An 18,746-nucleotide genomic window follows, 5' to 3' on the forward strand; every position below is an offset into this window, starting at 1 on the left:
ATTGCAAAGAATGGATAAAGGGCAGCCATTGCCCGCTATACCGGAGGGATCGCCAGATGCTGCAGGACGGAAAGCTTTATATCGGAACGAGCCGCAATCCCGACGACACCCTCAACAAGGGCGAATATCTGGACTTGAGATTCGGCAACCGCCACGGCCTCATCACCGGCGCCACCGGCACGGGTAAAACCGTGTCGCTTCAGGTGCTGGCGGAAGGCTTTGCCAAGGCGGGCGTGCCGGTGTTCTGCGCCGACGTGAAGGGCGACCTCTCCGGTATTGCGGCCAAGGGTGAGGCCAAGGACTGGGTGACGAAACGCGCCGAGCAGATCGGCTTTACCGATCTCGCCTTCGAGCAGTTTCCGGTCATTTTCTGGGACTTGTACGGCGAAAAAGGCCACCGCGTGCGCGCCACTATTGCTGAAATGGGACCGCTTCTGCTGGCGCGCCTGATGGATGCATCGGAAGCGCAGGAAGGCGTGCTGAACATCGCCTTCAAGATTGCCGATCAGGGTGGTCTGCCGCTGCTGGATCTCAAGGATTTGCAGGCGCTGCTCAACTACATGGGTGAACATGCGTCGGAGCTTTCCAACCAGTTCGGCCTGATTTCCAAATCCTCGGTCGGCTCGCTGCAACGCGGGCTGCTGGTGCTGGAACAGCAGGGTGCGGAACACTTCTTCGGCGAACCGGCGCTGAAGATTTCCGATATCATGCGCACCACCAGCGATGGTCGCGGCACGATTTCGGTTCTGGCCGCCGACAAGCTGATGATGAATCCGCGCCTTTACGGCACCTTCCTGCTGTGGATGCTCTCCGAACTCTTCGAAGAGCTCCCTGAGGTGGGCGATCCCACCAAGCCGAAGCTCGTCTTCTTCTTCGACGAGGCGCATCTGCTGTTTAACGATGCACCCCGCGTGCTGGTGGAGCGCGTGGAACAGGTCGTCCGCCTCATCCGCTCCAAGGGCGTGGGCGTTTACTTCGTGACGCAGAACCCGCTGGACGTGCCGGAAACCGTGCTGGCCCAGCTGGGCAACCGCGTGCAGCATGCGCTGCGCGCCTATACGCCGCGCGAGCAGAAGGCCGTTAAAACCGCAGCCGATACGTTCCGCCAGAACCCGGCCTTTAGCACGGCAGATGCCATCACAACACTCGGCACCGGCGAAGCGCTGGTTTCGACGCTGGGCGACAAGGGCGCGCCCTCCATCGTGGAGCGCACGCTGGTTCGCCCGCCATCTGGCCGCGTCGGCCCCGTCAGCGATGACGAACGCCGCAGCATCATGAGCACCAGCCCGGTTGCCGGTGTCTACGACACCGACCTGGACCGCGAATCCGCCTTCGAACTTCTGGCCGCCCGGGCTCAGAAAGCCGCCGAGGCGGAGGCTGCAAAGCGTGCCGCCGAAGAACAGGCCAGCCAGCCAGACACGGCGGCAAGCCGCTGGAAACTGCCCGGCTTCGGCGACGAGGAGCCCAAGCAAGCCTCCACCACCGGCGGCGCTCGCAAAACCAGCGGCTATCAGCGCGAAACGGTGATCGAAGCGGCGATGAAGAGCGCGGCCCGCACCGTGGCGAGTTCGGTCGGGCGTGCGCTGGTGCGCGGTATTTTGGGGAGTTTGCGGCGGTAGGGTTGTCGTCGTTCCCGCGCGGGACGGAAGCCCAGCCCCTCATTCCTGTGCTTGTCACAGGAATCCAGTGCTGCGCGTCTGCGCGACGAAGACGTTCTTTCAGCCCAAGGACTTGGGCTGACTGGATTACTGTGACAAGCACAGGAATGAGGGAGTGTTGTCGTTACTTCTCCCGGTAAAATACCATTCCGCCGTGATACAACACGTCGTCACGGAACTCGCCATCCGCGGTAAAGCCCGTATCGTCCCAATACTCGATGCGGTTGCCCTTCACCTCGTAACGGCCCTGATAGGCGCTTTTGCGGGTACCTCGCGCCTCATCGTAACGGCCATTGGGCAGCAGCTCCTGCCGGATGCGGCCATCTCCCGTTACCCACATGCCGATATAGGGATGGCTTTGCGCTTGGGCTGTTTGGTCCGCCGTGCTGGTTTTCAGGACTGGGGCCGACCGCTGCGGGTCGGCTTCAATGGATGCTGCCGCCAGGGCGACAGCGATGGATGTGGAGAGAATGGTCATTCGCCTGCTCCTTTACTGGCCGCATTGCGGCGTTCTTCAAAAAGTTCGGACAGCGTCTGCGAGGCCGCAATCGCCTTCGGAAAGCCTGCCGGCACCGTGACGAGGTAGATCATCTCTTTCAGCTCATCATCGGTCGCGCCGACATTGAGCGCGTATCCGGCGTGGACCTTCATCAAGTTGCGCTCACCCAGGGCCGCCATGACGGCAACGGCGGCGAGCTGGCGGGTGCGGTTGTCCAGCCCCGGACGGGACCAGACTTCACCCAGCGCATAGCCTTCTGTCGCTTCGGCAAGAAACGGAAATTCCTGCCGCATGCGTTCGAGATTCTGCTGCGGCTCGCCGTTGTTGAGCGTGCGGATCACCTGATCCCCGCGTTGCAGCCTGTCTTCCAGCTGCTCGGGATTGGCAAAGGCTGCAGTGGCGGCCACCAACGTTACGACGGCAAGGGCGAATGGAAAGATGATTTTCATTTTAGCCTCCATGGTTTGCAGTTGGACGAACGACGATTTCATTGACGTCGACATCGTCAGGTTGCTCGATGGCGAAGCGCACGGCGCGGCCGATGGCTTCGGGTTTCAGTGCAACGGAGCGATAACCCTTCATCAGCTCCGCAGCGGCGGGATCGGTGATGGTGCCTGCCAGTTCGCTTTCCACCACGCCCGGGTGGATGCAGGTTACGCGGATGTCCTTGTTTTCCTGGCGCAGACCATCCGAAATGGCGCGCACCGCGAATTTCGTGGCGCAATAGACCGCAGCCGTGGGCGAAACCGCGAGAGCGCCGATGGATGCGATGTTGATGATCTGGCCGGACTTGCGGCTGGTCATCTCGGGCAAGACGGCGGCAACGCCGTACAGCACGCCCTTGATGTTGACGTCGATCATGCGGTCCCACTCATCGACCTTGAGCGACGACATAAGAGACAGCGGCATGATGCCCGCATTGTTGACGATGACGTCGATTGGACCGAAAGCCTTGCGGCCAGCCTCTGCAAAGGCTTCCATGCTGGCGCGATCGGTCACATCTAGGGGATGGGCGACAACATCTTCGCCTTGCTTGCGAAGCTCTTCTGCGAGCGCTTCAAGAAGGTCCACGCGGCGTGCGCCCAAAACCAGCTTTGCTCCCGCTGCTGCAAGCTCGCGGGCAATGCCGACGCCGATACCGCTGGATGCGCCGGTGATGAGAACGACTTTGTTCAATGCCATGATTTGATCTCCTTTGCTTTCCAGCGCTCCTCCTTCTGGAAGAACTGCTGTTGCAAGCAAGATAGTCCAGTGGCATTGTCGCGATAACCGCCTCAATGTTTAACGCGCTGGGTAGATTTGCTAACCAATGAACATCGACCTCAATGCTCTCTCGATCTTCTGCATGGTGGCAGACGAGCGGAATTTCCGCGCTGCCGCAGATCGCCTCGGCGTGACGCGCTCAGCTGTCAGCCAGACGATCCGCAAACTCGAGGAGACAATGGGAATTGCACTCGTGCATCGCACGACACGCAGTGTCAGCCTGACGGAAGCCGGACAGCAGCTTTATGTCGATGTCTCGCCTTCCATCGGCAATCTCGTGCAGGCGGCAGAGGCCACTTCTTCTCTGGGCGGTGTGGTGCGCGGTCAGTTGCGGCTGGCGGTTTCCTCCATTGCCGAGCGCGCTCTGTCCGGTCCGCTGCTGGCCAGTTTCGCCGAAGCGCATCCGCATGTGCAGCTGGATATCGTGGTCACGGATGAGGAGTTCGATATTGTCGCCGGACATTACGACGCAGGCATCAGGCTTGGGGAGCTGATCGAACAGGACATGATTGCCGTGCCGGTTTCCACCGAACAGCGGCAGCTTGCCGTCTGTTCGCCGGGCTACGCGGCCAAACACCCCCCGCCCGCCCATCCCCGCGACCTGATCAATCACAAATGCATCGGCTGGAGACCGCGCCCGGGGGTTGCTCCCTACCGATGGGAATTTGCCGAGGATGACCGCGAATTTGCCGTCGCGGTCGAGCCCGAATTCACCACCAATGACATGCAGCTGATGATCAAGCTGGCCTGCGCCGGTGCCGGCATCACCTTCGGCATGGAAGAGACCTTCCGCCCCTATATCGAGCGCGGTGAACTCGTATCCATGCTGGAAAACCACTCTCCAAGCTTCGCAGGCTTCTACCTCTATTATCCCAGCCGCAGAAATCTGGCTCCGAAGCTGAGGGCCTTTATCGATCACATGCGGTTGCCGAGGGTGTGAGACACGTCACACCCGCGCCAGAATCCGAATTCATCAACCAGAGAGAGTGCGTGGGCATGGATTGTTTGGGGATAATTTGAGCCACAGGGTATCGAAAATTGCATTCTTCGTGATCTGCTCGATCGCGCTGACAGCTACTCTGCTCGTTGCACAATTGAGCTGGAGCAGATTGCCGTCCGCGCCGACATCCGCATTGCTCGAAGCGTTCATCAATGCTGGGCATCTAACGCTCCGGCCCAAATCTCCCGTCGACATCACATTGGCAGACGGCACAATGCCCGAAATAGCCCGGCAGGAATTCGATGTTGCTGCCAATGGCGAAAGCGCGATCCCGGCGCTCAGGGCAGGTTGTGATGCCCTCGGTCTGGACCACCCTGCTCCAGATCAAACCGCGACGGAGCCGGACATGATCTGCGCCGGACGGTGGAAAGGCACCACCGCGACGGTTCATGCGCGACTGCACTGCCCTTCAGGATGCGTTCTTATTGTCGAAACACGCATAATATCATTCTAGAGGGGAACGCGACCCGGACGCTGGAAGAGGCCGAGCCGCGTAATCCCCTGCGCTTTATCGAACACTACTTTCGCATAGACACCAGCGAGAAATACGCGCCCTGCGGATCGATGCAATTGGCGATCCACGTGTTGCCGGGCACTTCCATCGGTCCATTGATGACCTTGCCGCCGCCAGTGCTGACGCGGGTGATGGCTTCGTCGAGGCCATCGACATTGAAGTAATAGCCCCAATGGCAGACAGGCACCTGTGGCAGGCGTTTCATGATGCCGCCCAAGGCTTTGTCCTTGTGGGCGAAGATGCGGTATGGCCCCATTTCGCCCATGTCGACATCATGGTTCTTCTCCCAGCCGAAGACGGTGCCGTAGAAATCCATGGCGGCATCGACATTATCGGTGAAAAGCTCGTTCCACCCGACGTGACCGTTGAGCGCGCTGGTGTCTTCGGGAAAGCCGCTGCTATCCATCGGCTTTGGCTTCATGATGCACAACACTGCGCCGAAGGGGTCCGTTACCACCGCGAAACGGCCGACCTCCGGGATGTCCTGAGGCGGGCGCATGATCTTGCCGCCTTTTTCCTCGAACAGCCTGGCTGTGGCATCCACATCATCCACCGCCACATAGCGCGTCCAGTTGGGTGGGATGCCCTCGCCCTTGTGCTCGTCGGTCAGCTCCATCATGCCGCCAACGCCGACGCCATTGGCCTCGAAGATTTTATAGCCCATTTCCGGCGAGCCGAAATCCTTCAGTTCCCAGCCAACGACATGGCTATAAAAGCGGCCAGCGGCATCCTTGTCCGGCGTCATCAGCTCCGCCCAGATGAATTTTCCGTGGGTACCAGACATTGTATCACTCCACATTGGCGGGATTTTCTCCCGGAATTGCCTATTCGACGCGGTGGAATTCCGACGACATGAATTCCTTGAAACTGCCATCCGGCTGGCGACTGCTGCTTGCAAAGGTCCGGTGATGATCATCGTGCAATGTGATGACATCGCGATAAAGCGCCATATCGCCACTGCCATCGAATTTCGGCCCTTCGGCCTCCAGCACCAGTGTCTTTCCATCCGGCTCCAGCCAGCCCGTATAGACCCACATATTGGTCATCATGGAGCCGACCCATGAGCCGACAAACCGGCCTTTGGCGGGGTCGAACCCGATGGTCAGAACCGCCGTCATGGGCGATTCGTCCGGCATCCTGCCCTTGCTGTCGCCAACGATCCATAGACCGCCGATGGAGCGCACGGTCTCCGTGAAGCACTGTTCCGGGTCGTCAGGATCGTAATTGGCATCGCTGGTGGTCGATGTTATTTTCCACTTGCCGACCATTCGGTGCAGGAACTGGTGTTCCTTCTGCGGTTCTGCGCATTTCATGGTCTTCTCCTCAGTGGCAGCAGCTGGCGGCCTTCGGCGCGTCCTCATACTGGTCGTGGCGGCGCACCCAGTCCATGGTGCCCTCCTCGTTGCGGCCCTTGGGCACGAGGTCCAGCAGCATCAGCGTCGTCAGTGTCTGTTCCGCACCGCGGGCGTAGGTGGAATAGGTGTGGTAAATCTGGCCATCGTCTCCCTTGGCAAATACGCTGATACCGTGGAGGTCCTTCAGCTCACCCATGGCGGGCATATCCGTGTAATTATAGGTTATGGTGCCCGATGCCACGTCGTCATCACTGAAGGATGCCTGGTAATCATAGTTGAAGTCGCTTCCCTCTGCCGAAACCCATGGAAATTTCCAGCCCATGCGCTTCCTGTAGGCCTCGACTTTGGCCAGCGGCGCGCGGGAAACAGCGACGAAAGCGGCGTCGCCGTGTTGCAGATGAATGATCGCGCCGTCGACATGGTCTGCGAAGAACGAGCATCCGACGCAGCCCTCTTCCCAGTCCGGGGCGAGCATGAAATGATAAACGATCAGCTGGCTGCTTGCGCCGAAAAGGTCTTCCAGCGACTTGCGGCCCTCAGGTGTATCAAAGGAATAATCCTTGGAAACAAGCTCCCATGGCAAAGCGCGGCGCGCTTCGTTCAGCCTGTCACGGGCGCGGGTCAGTTCTTTTTCCTGCGCCAGAAGCGCCCGGCGCGCCTCCAGCCACTTCTCCTTGGAAACGACGGCATTTTGCATGGCACTCTCCTCCTGTCGCCCGCCCTCCCGGCAGACGCGCCATCACGGCAAACCATATTACGCAAAGCCTGCAAGCATAATGCTTGACTATTTACGTTGATATCAACATATATTGCTGATGTCAAACGCAACCGCGATTCCTTTTTCCACTACTGTTTTCGTCAAGGACACGTGTCTTTGCCTGCATGCGCAGCGTGCTGCCCGTGCATTGGCACGGCGCTTTGACACCGCACTAAAACCGCTCGGGCTGACAAATGGGCAGTTTTCCCTGCTCATGTCGCTCAACAGGCCGGAGCCACCGCCCATGGGGCCGGTGGCCAATCTTCTGGCAATGGATCGAACAACCTTGACCGCGGCCCTCAAGCCTCTTCAAAAACGTGGGCTTCTGTCCATCGAGACAGACCCGAGGGACAAGCGCGGCAAGCGTCTGCGACTGACCGAACAGGGCATGGCGGTTCTGATGTCTGCCCTGCCCGTATGGACACAGACTCACGAAGAGGTCGAGGCTCAGATCGCCAGCGGCGACGCAGATCGGCTTCGCCGGGATCTTGCGGATATCAGGTGACGTTCACGGTAGACGGCCAGATAGCGACCTTCGTGTCTGGCCGTTCAACGAAAAAGGGCCGGCACAAGGCCAGCCCTTCCATCGTCGTCATTTCTGAAGCCTTCAGGCGACGGAAACAGGAACTTCCGTAGAGGTGCGCAGGGCGTGGGAGTATGGGCATACGATATGCGCCTTCTTCACCAGGCTTTCTGCCGTTTCCTTGTCCAGACCCGGAATATTGACGGAAAGCGAAACGTCGATGCCAAAGCCGGTGCCGTCCTCGCGTGGGCCGACGCCAACGCTTGCTGTCACAGTCGTGTCTTCAGGAATCTTTACCTTTTCCTTGCCGGCAACGTTTTTCAACGCGCCAAGGAAGCAGGCCGAATATCCGGCTGCGAAAAGCTGCTCGGGGTTCGTGCCGGTCGCGCCGTCACCGCCAAGCGCCTTTGGCACCGTCAACGTGACGTCGAGAACACCGTCTTCCGATTTGGCGTTACCGGCGCGGCCGCCTGTTGCAGTTGCCTTCGTCGTGTAGAGAATTGCCATGTCACTGCTCCTTTGTGTGATGCTGGACTTCATATAGCTCACAATTAAATTGTGCGCAATATAATTTTGCACATTGAGAATGTTTTCTCTTTCTGCGATTGGTGATATGGAGATTGCATTGCTTGTTGCATGCGGCAGGAACCGAGTGACGGGATAAATTGTTCCCTACTCAGCCGCATTTGGAGCTCACACGATGGACGACGGAACGATGGAAGGCCTTTTGAGGCTAGACCTGCAAATCTGCTTTGCGCTGTATGGCGCAGCCCATGCGTTCAACCGCGCCTATAAGCCGCTTCTCGAGCCGCTCGGCCTCACCTATCCGCAATATCTCGTCATGATGGCGCTGTGGGAAAAGGAAACCGCCACCGTCAAGACGCTGGGCGAAATGCTGGGACTGGACTCCGGCACACTCTCCCCGCTTCTCAAGCGGTTGGAGCAAGCCGGGCTTATCACCCGCAAGCGCGGCACGGTGGACGAACGTCAGGTGCTGATTGCGCTGACGCCAGAAGGTGCGGATTTGAAAAAGAAAGCAGCCAACGTCATGCGCTCGATCGGTGAGGCAACGGGGTGCAGCCTTGACGAGCTGGGGCAGCTGCGGGACCGGTTGAATGCGTTGAAGGAGAATTTGGTGAAGGACTAGGTTTGAAACGTGGCGAGATCCCGATACTGTCACGCACGGCCAATCCATCCCACGGAACTCACCAATGCTTGCTCAATTTGCCAGGGCTATCCTCTTATCCGCTATCCTGGGCGTCCCAGCGCTCGACGCACAGGCAGGCGAGAGTTCGAGTTGCGGCGGCAGGGTTGAGACCATAATCCGCACCGCTTATCCTGACGCGCAGAAGAATGACGAAACGACATTTCAATTCGGCGGATCGACAATCCAGATCAACGACGGCGAAACCATCGGTGACACGCCGCACACGGTGAAATGCCGTGTCTGGCCGGCAAATCCTCAACTCGCATTGGTCGCGGTGCCCCTGATCAAGTCCACAAATGATGACGGAACCATAGGCGACCTCGAACTTCTGGTGATCGAGACGGCCAGTTTAGCGGTCAAACATCGCCTGCTTCTTGCCGACAGGATGACAGACGATGCTGTAAGCATCAGTGCAGTCGAATTCGACACGGCGCGCTACAGGCTCACACAAGAACAGACGGCCTTCGGCTTGCGTATATCGACCACCGGCAGCTCCAGGCCAAACCCTTATTATGGCGTGGGCTTGTGGCTGTATGTCATAGAAAATGGTTCGCTCCGCCCGGTACTCGATGGCCTGATCGTTTCACAGAATGCGGGCGAATGGGACACGAACTGCGCCGGTGAGTTTCAGTCGAGTGAGAGCACGCTTGCGATGAGCTCTAAAAGAACCAATGGTTACGCTGACATAACATTGGTTGAAACGAAATCCACAAGGACCAGCTTCGTCGAAAAAGACAATGAATGCAAAGACAAGACCGTCACCAGCAAGCCGCAGACAATGCGTCTTGTCTATAATGGGGAGCGATATCCGATACCGGAAGACAGACGCGCTGTGGCTGAATAGAATCAAAAGCGGTGGACGATGCATGACAGGGTGAATGCGCCGATGGAGAGGTCGGCGTCAGGTACGGCAATTTACTGTCGTCTTACTTATGCTAAAACGAAATAGCCCACTAAAAGTGAATTTCGGATTTTGCCCGAACCGGCTACCCGTAAGGGCTCCGCATCCTCGTTTACCATTTGATCAACATGGAAGCTTATAAAAAATCCTTCGTCGTAGATTGAGGATGTGGAATGACAATTATCTTTCCTCTCATAGCAAAATTTCCGATAATTGCACTTGTTTGCGGCCTTCTGGTCTCTGCTGCATTTGGCAAAATCGTTGGAGAAAACCTGGAGCGCGGCATTAATTTCAATCGCTTTGCAGCAGTCCTGATTTGTATAAACTTGGCATTATTGGGGTCGGCTTCGTCGTTTAGCTGCGCAACATCTGGAAGCTTCTGTCTCCCGGGGGTAGATAGCGATGACGCATTGGTTCAATGGCTCGCAGTCCCCGGTTTCTATGCATTTTTTGTTGGCCTCTTCATCGTACCAATGTCAGCTTTTATCTTGAGTACATACGCCTTCGGGTGGATTTATTGGATTGTCGGTGGACGCAAACGCCATACGTCAGCGAAGAATTAAAACGGGAAGCTGACCACGTTCCTTAAACTGGCTTGACGCACGGAAACCCCACTCTGACGAATTTGGTACAAGTCCGGCACCGCCACTAAACGGGGGCTGATGTGCTTGGCATATACGAATCTGGAGCATTGCCGTCAAACCTTCGCCTGACAGAACTCTGGAACCTCTACGACAATCAGCCAGGTTGCCGTGAAGGCTTGTAACCAATTCGTTCTGGAGTGTCGGACCCCCGAGATACGTCCGGGCCGGTCGTAAAGCAACGTTCGCGCTTCAACGAAGTGAGGGCAGCACAAAGCTGCCCTCACCGTCATCATTACTGCCAAACCACGACCCGTGCCTTGTTTGGCACGCGGTCGTAGAGGTCGATGATGTCTTGGTTCATCAGGCGGACGCAGCCGGAAGAGACGGCTTTGCCGATGGAGTTCCATTCTGGCGAACCGTGCAGACGATAGAGCGTGTCCTTGCCGTTCTGGAAGATGTAGAGCGCGCGGGCGCCCAGTGGATTCTTGAGGCCCGGCTGCATGCCACCATTCTTGGAGGAGAACTTGACCAGTTCCGGCTGGCGGGCGACCATTTCGTCTGGCGGCGTCCACTTCGGCCACTTCTGACGCCACTGGATGACGCCCTCGCCCGACCATGCGAAGCCTTCACGACCAATCCCAACGCCGTAACGCATGGCAGAGCCGTTCTGCTCGACGACATAGAGGAAGCGCGAACGCGTATCGACTACGACGGTGCCGGGGCGCTCGCCGGTTGGATCTACCACGCGCTGGCGATAGTAGCGGCGGTCGATCTTCTGATAAGGCACGGCGGGAATGACGAAGCCGCCATCCTCTACGGTGCCGTACATGACGGCAAGCTCTGCATCCGAAATGCCGCCGGCAAACATGGAGCGGAAATCGCCCGCGAAGTTGCTGGCAAGGCTGCCCGGCTCAACGCTGTTGTAAGGTCGGACGCCGGAAGACGCGCAACCCGCCAAAAGCGATGCAGAGGAAAGGCCAAGAAGGGAAAGGAAGGTACGTCTGGAAAAGTCTGTGTCGGTGCTCATCATAAGGCCGTTTTTCTCACATCGAAGCGACTGGGGCGGATGTTACGCGGGTTTGCGGGAACCATCCATCAATCTCGCTGTACGTCGTTTGTTCCACGACAGATCACGTATTGGTATAGTAGTTAATACATGACTAAAGGCCAGTTGCGCGGATGCAACACTGGCCGTTTCAGCAAGCATTCTTGGCAGGCGTGATCAGATAACCACAATCGGCGCGCCCTGCGGCACCCGGTCGTACAGATCGATGACATCCTGATTGAGCATGCGCACGCAGCCTGACGACGTCGCCTTGCCGACAGACTGCCAATCCGGCGTACCATGGACGCGATACAGCGTGTCTTTTCCGTCCTTGAAAATGTAAAGCGCCCGGGCACCGAGCGGATTGTTGAGACCGGGAATCATGCCGCCATTGGCAGCCGAAATCGAAGCGAGCTCCGGCTGTCGCTGCACCATCTCGTCCGGCGGCGTCCAGCGCGGCCATTTGGCCTTCCACTGTATCTTGCCGCGACCGGCCCACGCGTAACCATCGCGGCCAAGCCCGACGCCGTAACGGACCGCCTTGCCACCAGACTGCACGAGATAAAGGTAGTGCTGCTTCGTATCGACGACGATCGTGCCGGGCGCTTCAGCCGTCTGGTAGTCCACGTCCTGACGCAGAAAGCGCGGATCGACGCGGGAATAGGGAATGGCCGGAAGCGTATGACCATCATCGCTGATCTGGTCATACATCACCCGATGCAGCGGGTTGGAAACCGGCAGCCCATAGCCCAGCGTCTGGTTGCTATAGGCCGGAGACAGGCCGGACGCGGGAGGGCGCGACGGAGAAGGTGGACCGTAGAGCTGCTGGAACTGCGACCGGAAAAGATCAGGAGGCCGACTGTTGATGGAGCCCGGCGTCGGCGGCAACGGCGGACGGGGAATCGAACCGGCATTGTTATAATTGAAAACCGGCGCCGTTTCCTGCACGAAAACATCCGGGTTCATGCGGCTGGTATCCGTCACAAAAAGACAGCCGCTCAAAAGCGGCATCACCGCGAGCGCCGCAAGCGACAGAAGGCGACGGCAGGTTTTCAGGGGTAGAGCTGTCATTGCACCGCTTCACAGGAGTCATCGTTGCCAATGACAATGCCCTGCCCGGCTGGCGCGAAGCTGGAGAAACGGTCAGTTCGGACGCGCTTCAGGCAAACTGATTGAAGAAGCGGATGCTTTCCACCACCGCGCCCGGCACCACACCGTTATGCGTGCCGTTCAAAAGCATGTTGTCGATCTGCATTCCCGCAGAACGCACGCGCTCCATCAGCAACTTGTGGTCGGCGTCGAAGGGACGCTCTTCCGTGCCGCGCAGAAGCAGTGTCGGGCATTTCAGGCTCGGCCCGAAACACACCGACGAGCGCATGATGAACTCCTGCTGATTGCTGCCATCAAAGCAAAGCTCATCCGAGTAACGATTGAAGTAACGCCAGGAATTCACTCCGGCCGATATGGGTACGGAGGCGCGAAACTTGCGCGTCATGGATGCCAGCAGGGATAGCGTGCCGCCGTTGGAATGACCGGCAAGAAAAAGTCGGTCCTGATCGATACCCGGCAGGTTCTCCAGATAGGATGCGGCTGCCAGCGCATCCGCCGTTTCGTCGTAAAAGCCCGAATAATTTCCTTTTTGGCCGTTTTCACCGCGGAAGGAGGGCAGAAGAACGACAAAACCGGCGTCCCAATAGGGCTTCATCAGCGCCCAGTGCCCATCACCCGTGGCATTGCCGCCATGAAGGAATAGCACTGCCGGCTTAAGCGTCTTGGACGGCGTGTAATTCGAAAGCCACGCAACGAGCTCGATGGAACCGTTGGGCCCACCGGGATAGGTCACCCGCGTACCGCCATCGGGTGTGCCAAGGGGCGACGATTTCTCCGGTGCCGAAATCTTGCGCAGCAGGTGCGTGTGAAACCGCTTGCGCGCCTCGGCGTAATCCCCCGCCTCCAGCGGCAGGTTTTCAGGCATTATGAGACTTGCACCACCCGGCACGGGCAGCAGAGCCGCCATCGAAAGACCCGCGGCGCCAGCGAGAAGCGAGCGACGTGTGATGCGGCTTGGTAAGACGCTGCCGGAAGAGGTTACATGCCTGTCTGTCATCTGCGACTATCCAGATTTGCGTTTACGTCCCCCAACGGCATTTCATCACCAAATTCAGGCTCTTGTCCACTCAAGCTTTCGAGAATTTCGAAAATGGCAACAGGAATTTGCACGCGATCAGGCCTCTTTTCCGTCGATCATCGCCACGAGTGTCGACAGCCTGTCCGCCTCTGACGGCAGCTTGTCGGCGCGCAATCGGGCTATTCTCGGAAAGCGCATCGCGACGCCGGATTTGTGTCGGTTGGAGCGGTTTATGCCTTCGAAGGCCACCTCCAGGACGAAGCCGAAATCCGGCGTTGCGCGCACCGCGCGCACAGGGCCAAAACGCTCCGTCGTATTATCACGCACGAATTTGTCCAGCACTTCCAGTTCGGCGTCGGTGAAGCCGAAATAGGCCTTGCCCACGGGTACAAGCTGCTCGCCATCTTCATTTTCCGACCAGACGCCGAATGTGAAGTCGGAATAGTAGCTGGAGCGTTTGCCGTGGCCACGCTGGGCGTACATCATGACGGCATCGATGTTGAAGGGGTCGCGTTTCCATTTGAACCAGGGGCCTTTGGCGCGGCCCGCTTGGTAGATGCTATCCTTGCGCTTGATCATCACGCCTTCGATGACCGGATCGGGCGGCGCTTTTCGCAGAGTCTCAAGCTCATCCCAGGTCGAGAACGCAACCAGCGGCGACAGATCGAAACGATCGTGCGGGGCGTCCTCGATCAGGCGGGACAGCTTCTCGCGGCGGTTCAGAAACACCTCGCCGCGAATGTCCTCCTCACCGTCGAACAGAAGGTCATAGGCACGAATGAAGGCGGGATATTCCTCCAGCATCTTGCCGGTCACCGTCTTGCGGTTCAGGCGCTGCTGCAGATCGGAGAAGGTGCGCGTGGCATTGTTGGAGCGCGCGGTACCGCCGATCAGCAACTCTCCATCCATGACGCCATCGAAATTGATCCGTTCCAGAATGTCGGGAAAAGCCCCGGATATGTCGTCGCCCGAGCGGGAATAAAGCTTGCGCGTCTCACCTGAACGGGACAGTTGGACGCGAATACCGTCCCACTTCCATTCGGCAACGAAATCCTGCGGGTCGAGGTTTTGCAGATCGTTGTCGCCCACAGGCGTAGACAGCATGACGGAATGAAAAATCGCTGGCGTGGCGAGAACCGGACGCTCCGCTGCCCCTTCCAGCCACGCAAAAAGCGGCTCATAGGGTGGCTGCAGACCGTGCCACAGCGTTTCGATTTCGGTGATATCCTTGCCCGCAAAATCGGCAAGTGCCTGGCGGGCAAGACGGGCCGAAACACCAATGCGCAGACCACCGGTCACCAGCTTCAGAAAGGCGAAGCGCGAAGACGTTTCCAGCCTGTCGAGGAGATCGCGGACCGCCGAGCGAACTTCGGTGCGTCCCAGAGAATTGACGAGATCGACGATTTCGCCCAGCCCCGGATCTTCCACCGGTAGCTGATCGCCGTTTCGACTGGTGTCCCAGACCAGAGAAATCGTCTCGGCAAGGTCACCGACATAGTCATAAGAGTAGCGAAACAGGACCTCGTCCATTCGTTCCAGGGCCAGTTCGCGCAGCATCGCCGGCTTGACGCTCTTGAGATCGAGCGTCCCCGCAATGGCAGCCAGACCATATCCACGGTCGGGGTCGGGAGTGTCGCGAAAGTAATCGGTCAGCAGCTTGAGCTTGCCGTTGCGCGACGGGGTGAGGACCAGGCGGTCGAGAAGGGTTGCGAAGGCTTTCATGGGATGGGGTACTCCCCATGTTGGCCAACTGTGGGTCGGTCATATCCCTCTGCCCTGCCGATCTTCCCCGGAAGGGGAGTAAGCTGCGAACTCTGCGCCATCAATCCCCCTCGTCCTCATAGCCCACCAGATGGAGGGGGCGGGCTGGAATGCCCTGCAACTCGCACCAGCGAACCAGAGCTTCCTCCCGCCCATGGGTCACCCAGACCTCCGATGGCGCGACTTCCTTGATCGTTTCCAGCAGTTCCGGCCAGTCGCAGTGGTCGGAGATAACGAGAGGAAGTTCGACGCCGCCCTGCTTGGCGCGCTGGCGCACCATCATCCAACCGGAAGCAAAGGCAATCAGCGGCTCGTTGAAACGGCGGGCCCATTTCTCCTGAAAGGCCGAGGGTGGCCCCACAACAATCGCGCCCTTGAACTGCGCGGGGTTGCTCTTTTCCAGTGTTGCGGGCCGCAGATCGCCGAGGTCTACGCCCTGCGACACATAGTAGTTGCAAAGCTTGGCCAACGCGCCGTGAATATAGACGGGTTCGCGATAACCATTGTCGCGCAGAAGGCGCAAGACCCGCTGCGCCTTGCCGAGGGAGTAAGCGCCGACAAGGTGGGTTCGCTCTGGAAACTGCCGGATGGATGTCAGGAGCTTGGCGATTTCAGCGCTGGGCCTTGGATGGTGAAAGACGGGAAGGCCGAATGTCGCTTCGGTGATGAAGACGTCACAGGGCACGGGCTCGAAGGGGGCGCATGTCGGATCGACGCCGCGTTTGTAGTCGCCTGACGCCACGATACGGATGCCGCCATGGGCAATAGAAATTTGTGCCGAGCCAAGGACGTGACCTGCGGGATGAAAACCCACGGTCACGCCGTTCACATCGATGGTCTCTCCGAAATCCACGGCCTGCTCGGAACCCGTGAAATCTTCGCCGTAACGAATGCGCATGATATCGAGCGTCTGGCGCGTCGCCAGAACTTTAGCATGCCCGGCCCGCGCATGATCCGAATGTCCGTGGGTAATCAACGCCCGTGGTACTGGTCGCACAGGGTCCACGTAGAAATCGCCAACCGGGCAATAAAGCCCCTTCGGCGTAGGATAGAGCAATTTATCTGGCTTCATAAGGTGCTATCGGTTGCGGCGTTGAGGAGGAAACGCGTGCGGCGGCAACACGTTCCTGACGCCGCAACCTTTTGCATCACATCACTCGATAGCAGCGGCGGGCTTTTCCGTAATGGTGGCGGGCAGCCTGACATTCTTGAGGGCAAGGGCCGCAATGAGCCCGATGGCGGCCGTGGCTGCTGCCGCATAGAACAGGGGCGTGAACGCACCCGCATAGAGATTGGCAACGGCGCTTTGCGAGGCCGCAGGCAGCTCCGCCAGCATCTTCGGCGTCAGTTCCTGTATCTTGCCGACGCCGGGAATATCCACGGCAACGCCCTTGAGGTTAGAGGAGATGATGGCTCCATAGATCGAGATGGCGATGGCGGCACCACCCATGCGGGTCAAGGCGACCGCGCCACTTGCTGCGCCTATATCCGCCTTGGGCGCCGAGTTCTGAACGCCGATGATGGGGGCCTGCTGGCCCAGCCCGACGCCCAGCCCCTGTCCGAACAGAATGATGGCAATGATGAAGAGCGGTGTTCCCGCATGCATTTGCGACAGCGACAGCATGGCGACCACACCGATGGACAGGCTGATGACGGAAAATATCTTGTAGCTGCCCGTCTTGGAAATCAGACGACCCGCCGTCAGCGACCCCATGACGATGCCGCCGGTGATGGCGATGAAGAACAGGCCCGCAGACGAGGGCGACAGTCCGGTCGTGGTCTGCAAGAACAGCGCGTAATAATTGACCATGCCGATGCCCAGACCGCCGCTGACCAGCGACACGATCATGAACAGCGGAAAGGTGCTGTCCTTGAAGAGCCGCAACGGCACCACGGGCTCCGGCGCGCGGCGTTCCACCTGTATCCACAAAAACGCGGTCACGGCGGCAAAGGCGACGATGGCTAGGCTTTTCCACGCGAAGATGGAGCCGAAAAGTTCAGCGCTGTCGGCCCAGAGAACGACACTGGTGATCGTCAGCGCAAGGAACATCGCGCCGAGATAGTCGATCTTCGGCTGCCGATCCGGTCGGCGATAGGGCAGCAGGAAGGCCAGACCCGTGAGCACGAGAATGCCAATCGGCAAATTGATGAGGAAGATAGAGCGCCAGCCGAAGAGATCACTCATCGTGCCGCCGAGAACCGGGCCGACGCTACCCGACGCCATGATGACGAGGCTGGAATAGCTCTGGTAACGCGCCCGCTCGCGCGCCTCGAACAGATCGGCATTGACCGAAAAGATCGACACCATGATGCCACCGCCGCCAAGCCCCTGAAGGACGCGCGCGGCAATCAGCGAATTCATGGACCAGGCCAGCCCGCATGCGAGAGAACCAAGCGTGAAGATGACGATGGCGGCCATCATCACATATTTGCGCCCGAACAGGTCGCCCAGCTTTCCATAAACCGGCATGACCGCACTTGTTGCCAGAAGATAGGCAGAACCAATCCAGCCGAAACGTTCCAGCGCACCGAACTCGCCCACGATCGTCGGTAGCGCCGTGGATACGATCTGGTTGTCCAGCGTCGCCATGAACATGGCGAACATCAAAAAGAAGAAAACAACGAGCCTGCGACGACGATCCGCGACGAGGGGTGCCACAGGGGTAATAGACATATCCATGGAAGGGTTCTCACGCTTGATGAAAATTTATGTGCCTTCCGCATATATATGTCAATGGCATATTTCTCGGATCGTGATATGTTGATGACGACAAACGAGGGATTCGCGAGCAATGAACAAGCCGGCTTCACTTTCGCAAGATCGTGACGATATCGATCAGGATGACGTGCTGGCGATCAGCAGCACGATGGCACGCATGCGCCTGATGATCGGGCGGCGTATCATCGGACGGATGACCATCGCCAAGCTGGCACCGGGGCTTGAGCTTTCGCATATTGACGTGCTGGATATCGTAAACCGAGCGGACACTCCGGCGACGGTCGGCGCGATTGCCGAGGCTATGCGCCTCGACCCCTCCCGCGGCAGCCGCGTGGTAGCGGAAATGGTGGGCAGGGATTTGCTGAAGCGGGAAGCCTCGCAGGAAGACGGGCGGCGCAGCGTCATCGAGATCACGCCCTTCGGGCGCAGCATTCTGGAAGAGATGCGCAACGCCAAGATCGGCATCATCCGCGATGTCGTTAGCGACTGGCCGGAACAGGACGTGGCGGACTTCGCCCGCCTGTTCGACCGCTTCATCGGCCGCTTCGAAAAGCGCCTTGCACCGGATGCGATGGCGCTGTTGGCGGCGACCGTCAAAGACGAACAATAAAGTACGACGGACGTTAGTGCTCCCTGACGACGTGGTGGCCAGCCAGCCGCCTTCGCTTCCAACTCTCCATTTCGCGGACAGACAACAACAGCACGATGGCAAGGCCTGCGAAGATCGGCGTTGCTGCCGCCTGCAAGATCGTGTGGGGATTGGTCATCATTCGCTCCATCAGATTGATGGAGAAAGCTTAGACCCTCCTGAGAAGAGAAATTTGCGCCAGAT

The 18,746-nt window shown here is 58.7% G+C and carries 22 protein-coding genes; 8 read left to right on the forward strand and 14 right to left on the reverse strand.

Translation table 11 applies throughout. The annotated features are described in order from the left end of the window. Positions 1 to 56: 56 nt before the first annotated feature. On the forward strand, positions 57 to 1,619 hold the full coding sequence (locus ASF29_RS09340; protein ID WP_062450423.1) for a helicase HerA-like C-terminal domain-containing protein: 1,563 nt from the start codon (positions 57 to 59) through the stop codon (positions 1,617 to 1,619). 163 nt (positions 1,620 to 1,782) lie between these two features. On the opposite strand, the gene ASF29_RS09345 is transcribed toward ASF29_RS09340, so the two are convergent. Genes ASF29_RS09345 through ASF29_RS09355 form a run of 3 tightly spaced genes read right to left on the reverse strand, consistent with a single transcriptional unit; the run spans position 1,783 to position 3,339 of the window. Then, positions 1,783 to 2,136 carry an Atu4866 domain-containing protein gene (locus ASF29_RS09345; RefSeq protein ID WP_062450424.1) on the reverse strand — a complete coding sequence of 118 codons (354 nt, stop codon included), beginning with the start codon at positions 2,134 to 2,136 and terminating at the stop codon, positions 1,783 to 1,785. Next, on the reverse strand, positions 2,133 to 2,606 hold the full coding sequence (locus ASF29_RS09350) for a carboxymuconolactone decarboxylase family protein (RefSeq protein WP_062450425.1): 474 nt from the start codon (positions 2,604 to 2,606) through the stop codon (positions 2,133 to 2,135). Before ASF29_RS09350 ends, ASF29_RS09345 begins: the two co-directional genes overlap by 4 nt. 1 nt (position 2,607) lies before the next feature. After that, entirely contained in the window at positions 2,608 to 3,339 is a 732-nt protein-coding gene (locus tag ASF29_RS09355) for an SDR family oxidoreductase (protein ID WP_062450426.1), read from the reverse strand. Positions 3,340 to 3,466: 127 nt separating this feature from the next. Here ASF29_RS09355 and ASF29_RS09360 point away from each other — a divergent pair, with 127 nt between their 5' ends. Together ASF29_RS09360 and ASF29_RS09365 are read left to right on the forward strand one after the other, a co-directional pair. Next, positions 3,467 to 4,360: a LysR family transcriptional regulator gene (locus ASF29_RS09360; protein ID WP_062450427.1), complete on the forward strand. Its 894-nt coding sequence runs from the start codon at positions 3,467 to 3,469 to the stop codon at positions 4,358 to 4,360. Between the two features lie 76 nt (positions 4,361 to 4,436). Then, positions 4,437 to 4,874, forward strand: a complete 438-nt coding sequence (locus tag ASF29_RS09365; RefSeq protein WP_156462592.1) for a hypothetical protein — start codon at positions 4,437 to 4,439, stop codon at positions 4,872 to 4,874. 64 nt (positions 4,875 to 4,938) lie between these two features. Here ASF29_RS09365 and ASF29_RS09370 read toward each other — a convergent pair whose 3' ends face one another. The 3 genes from ASF29_RS09370 to ASF29_RS09380 are packed head-to-tail and all read right to left on the reverse strand — an operon-like array spanning position 4,939 to position 6,986. After that, positions 4,939 to 5,718, reverse strand: coding sequence for a VOC family protein (locus ASF29_RS09370; protein WP_062450429.1), 780 nt, complete (start codon positions 5,716 to 5,718; stop codon positions 4,939 to 4,941). Between the two features lie 40 nt (positions 5,719 to 5,758). Beyond that, positions 5,759 to 6,247, reverse strand: a complete 489-nt coding sequence (locus ASF29_RS09375; RefSeq protein WP_062450430.1) for a DUF1579 domain-containing protein — start codon at positions 6,245 to 6,247, stop codon at positions 5,759 to 5,761. Positions 6,248 to 6,257: 10 nt separating this feature from the next. Next, positions 6,258 to 6,986 (reverse strand): thioredoxin family protein, encoded by a 729-nt coding sequence (locus ASF29_RS09380; RefSeq protein ID WP_062450431.1) that lies wholly within the window; start codon positions 6,984 to 6,986, stop codon positions 6,258 to 6,260. Between the two features lie 118 nt (positions 6,987 to 7,104). Here ASF29_RS09380 and ASF29_RS09385 point away from each other — a divergent pair, with 118 nt between their 5' ends. Then, positions 7,105 to 7,551 carry a MarR family transcriptional regulator gene (locus ASF29_RS09385; RefSeq protein ID WP_062450432.1) on the forward strand — a complete coding sequence of 149 codons (447 nt, stop codon included), beginning with the start codon at positions 7,105 to 7,107 and terminating at the stop codon, positions 7,549 to 7,551. 102 nt (positions 7,552 to 7,653) lie between these two features. Here the strand turns inward: ASF29_RS09385 and ASF29_RS09390 are convergent, their stop codons facing one another. After that, positions 7,654 to 8,076: an organic hydroperoxide resistance protein gene (locus ASF29_RS09390; RefSeq protein ID WP_062450433.1), complete on the reverse strand. Its 423-nt coding sequence runs from the start codon at positions 8,074 to 8,076 to the stop codon at positions 7,654 to 7,656. 193 nt (positions 8,077 to 8,269) lie between these two features. On the opposite strand from ASF29_RS09390, the gene ASF29_RS09395 reads away from it, so the two are divergent. From ASF29_RS09395 to ASF29_RS09405, 3 genes are all read left to right on the forward strand, one after another. Next, positions 8,270 to 8,716, forward strand: a complete 447-nt coding sequence (locus tag ASF29_RS09395) for a MarR family transcriptional regulator (protein ID WP_062450434.1) — start codon at positions 8,270 to 8,272, stop codon at positions 8,714 to 8,716. A gap of 64 nt (positions 8,717 to 8,780) precedes the next feature. After that, positions 8,781 to 9,620: a hypothetical protein gene (locus tag ASF29_RS09400; protein ID WP_062450435.1), complete on the forward strand. Its 840-nt coding sequence runs from the start codon at positions 8,781 to 8,783 to the stop codon at positions 9,618 to 9,620. A gap of 230 nt (positions 9,621 to 9,850) precedes the next feature. Further along, positions 9,851 to 10,240 carry a hypothetical protein gene (locus ASF29_RS09405; protein WP_062450436.1) on the forward strand — a complete coding sequence of 130 codons (390 nt, stop codon included), beginning with the start codon at positions 9,851 to 9,853 and terminating at the stop codon, positions 10,238 to 10,240. Positions 10,241 to 10,553: 313 nt separating this feature from the next. Here ASF29_RS09405 and ASF29_RS09410 read toward each other — a convergent pair whose 3' ends face one another. The 6 genes from ASF29_RS09410 to ASF29_RS09435 form a co-directional block, all read right to left on the reverse strand. Further along, positions 10,554 to 11,288 carry a L,D-transpeptidase gene (locus tag ASF29_RS09410; RefSeq protein WP_062450570.1) on the reverse strand — a complete coding sequence of 245 codons (735 nt, stop codon included), beginning with the start codon at positions 11,286 to 11,288 and terminating at the stop codon, positions 10,554 to 10,556. A gap of 195 nt (positions 11,289 to 11,483) precedes the next feature. Further along, positions 11,484 to 12,377, reverse strand: a complete 894-nt coding sequence (locus ASF29_RS09415; RefSeq protein ID WP_062450437.1) for a L,D-transpeptidase — start codon at positions 12,375 to 12,377, stop codon at positions 11,484 to 11,486. 88 nt (positions 12,378 to 12,465) lie between these two features. Then, complete coding sequence (locus tag ASF29_RS09420; protein ID WP_062450438.1) at positions 12,466 to 13,413, reverse strand: alpha/beta fold hydrolase; 948 nt, start codon at positions 13,411 to 13,413, stop codon at positions 12,466 to 12,468. 117 nt (positions 13,414 to 13,530) lie between these two features. Next, on the reverse strand, positions 13,531 to 15,156 hold the full coding sequence (locus ASF29_RS09425; protein ID WP_062450439.1) for a cisplatin damage response ATP-dependent DNA ligase: 1,626 nt from the start codon (positions 15,154 to 15,156) through the stop codon (positions 13,531 to 13,533). 100 nt (positions 15,157 to 15,256) lie between these two features. Next, positions 15,257 to 16,267, reverse strand: a complete 1,011-nt coding sequence (locus tag ASF29_RS09430) for a ligase-associated DNA damage response exonuclease (RefSeq protein WP_062450440.1) — start codon at positions 16,265 to 16,267, stop codon at positions 15,257 to 15,259. An 81-nt stretch (positions 16,268 to 16,348) separates the two neighbouring features. Continuing rightward, on the reverse strand, positions 16,349 to 17,875 hold the full coding sequence (locus ASF29_RS09435) for an MDR family MFS transporter (RefSeq protein ID WP_062450441.1): 1,527 nt from the start codon (positions 17,873 to 17,875) through the stop codon (positions 16,349 to 16,351). A 112-nt stretch (positions 17,876 to 17,987) separates the two neighbouring features. Between ASF29_RS09435 and ASF29_RS09440 the strand changes: the two genes are divergently transcribed. Continuing rightward, on the forward strand, positions 17,988 to 18,524 hold the full coding sequence (locus ASF29_RS09440; RefSeq protein WP_062450442.1) for a MarR family transcriptional regulator: 537 nt from the start codon (positions 17,988 to 17,990) through the stop codon (positions 18,522 to 18,524). A 13-nt stretch (positions 18,525 to 18,537) separates the two neighbouring features. Here ASF29_RS09440 and ASF29_RS24320 read toward each other — a convergent pair whose 3' ends face one another. After that, positions 18,538 to 18,681 (reverse strand): hypothetical protein, encoded by a 144-nt coding sequence (locus tag ASF29_RS24320; RefSeq protein ID WP_156462593.1) that lies wholly within the window; start codon positions 18,679 to 18,681, stop codon positions 18,538 to 18,540. Positions 18,682 to 18,746: the final 65 nt, after the last annotated feature.

Origin of the sequence: Rhizobium sp. Leaf262 (genome assembly GCF_001422245.1) — a bacterium.
Classification (GTDB): Bacteria; Pseudomonadota; Alphaproteobacteria; order Rhizobiales; family Rhizobiaceae; genus Agrobacterium.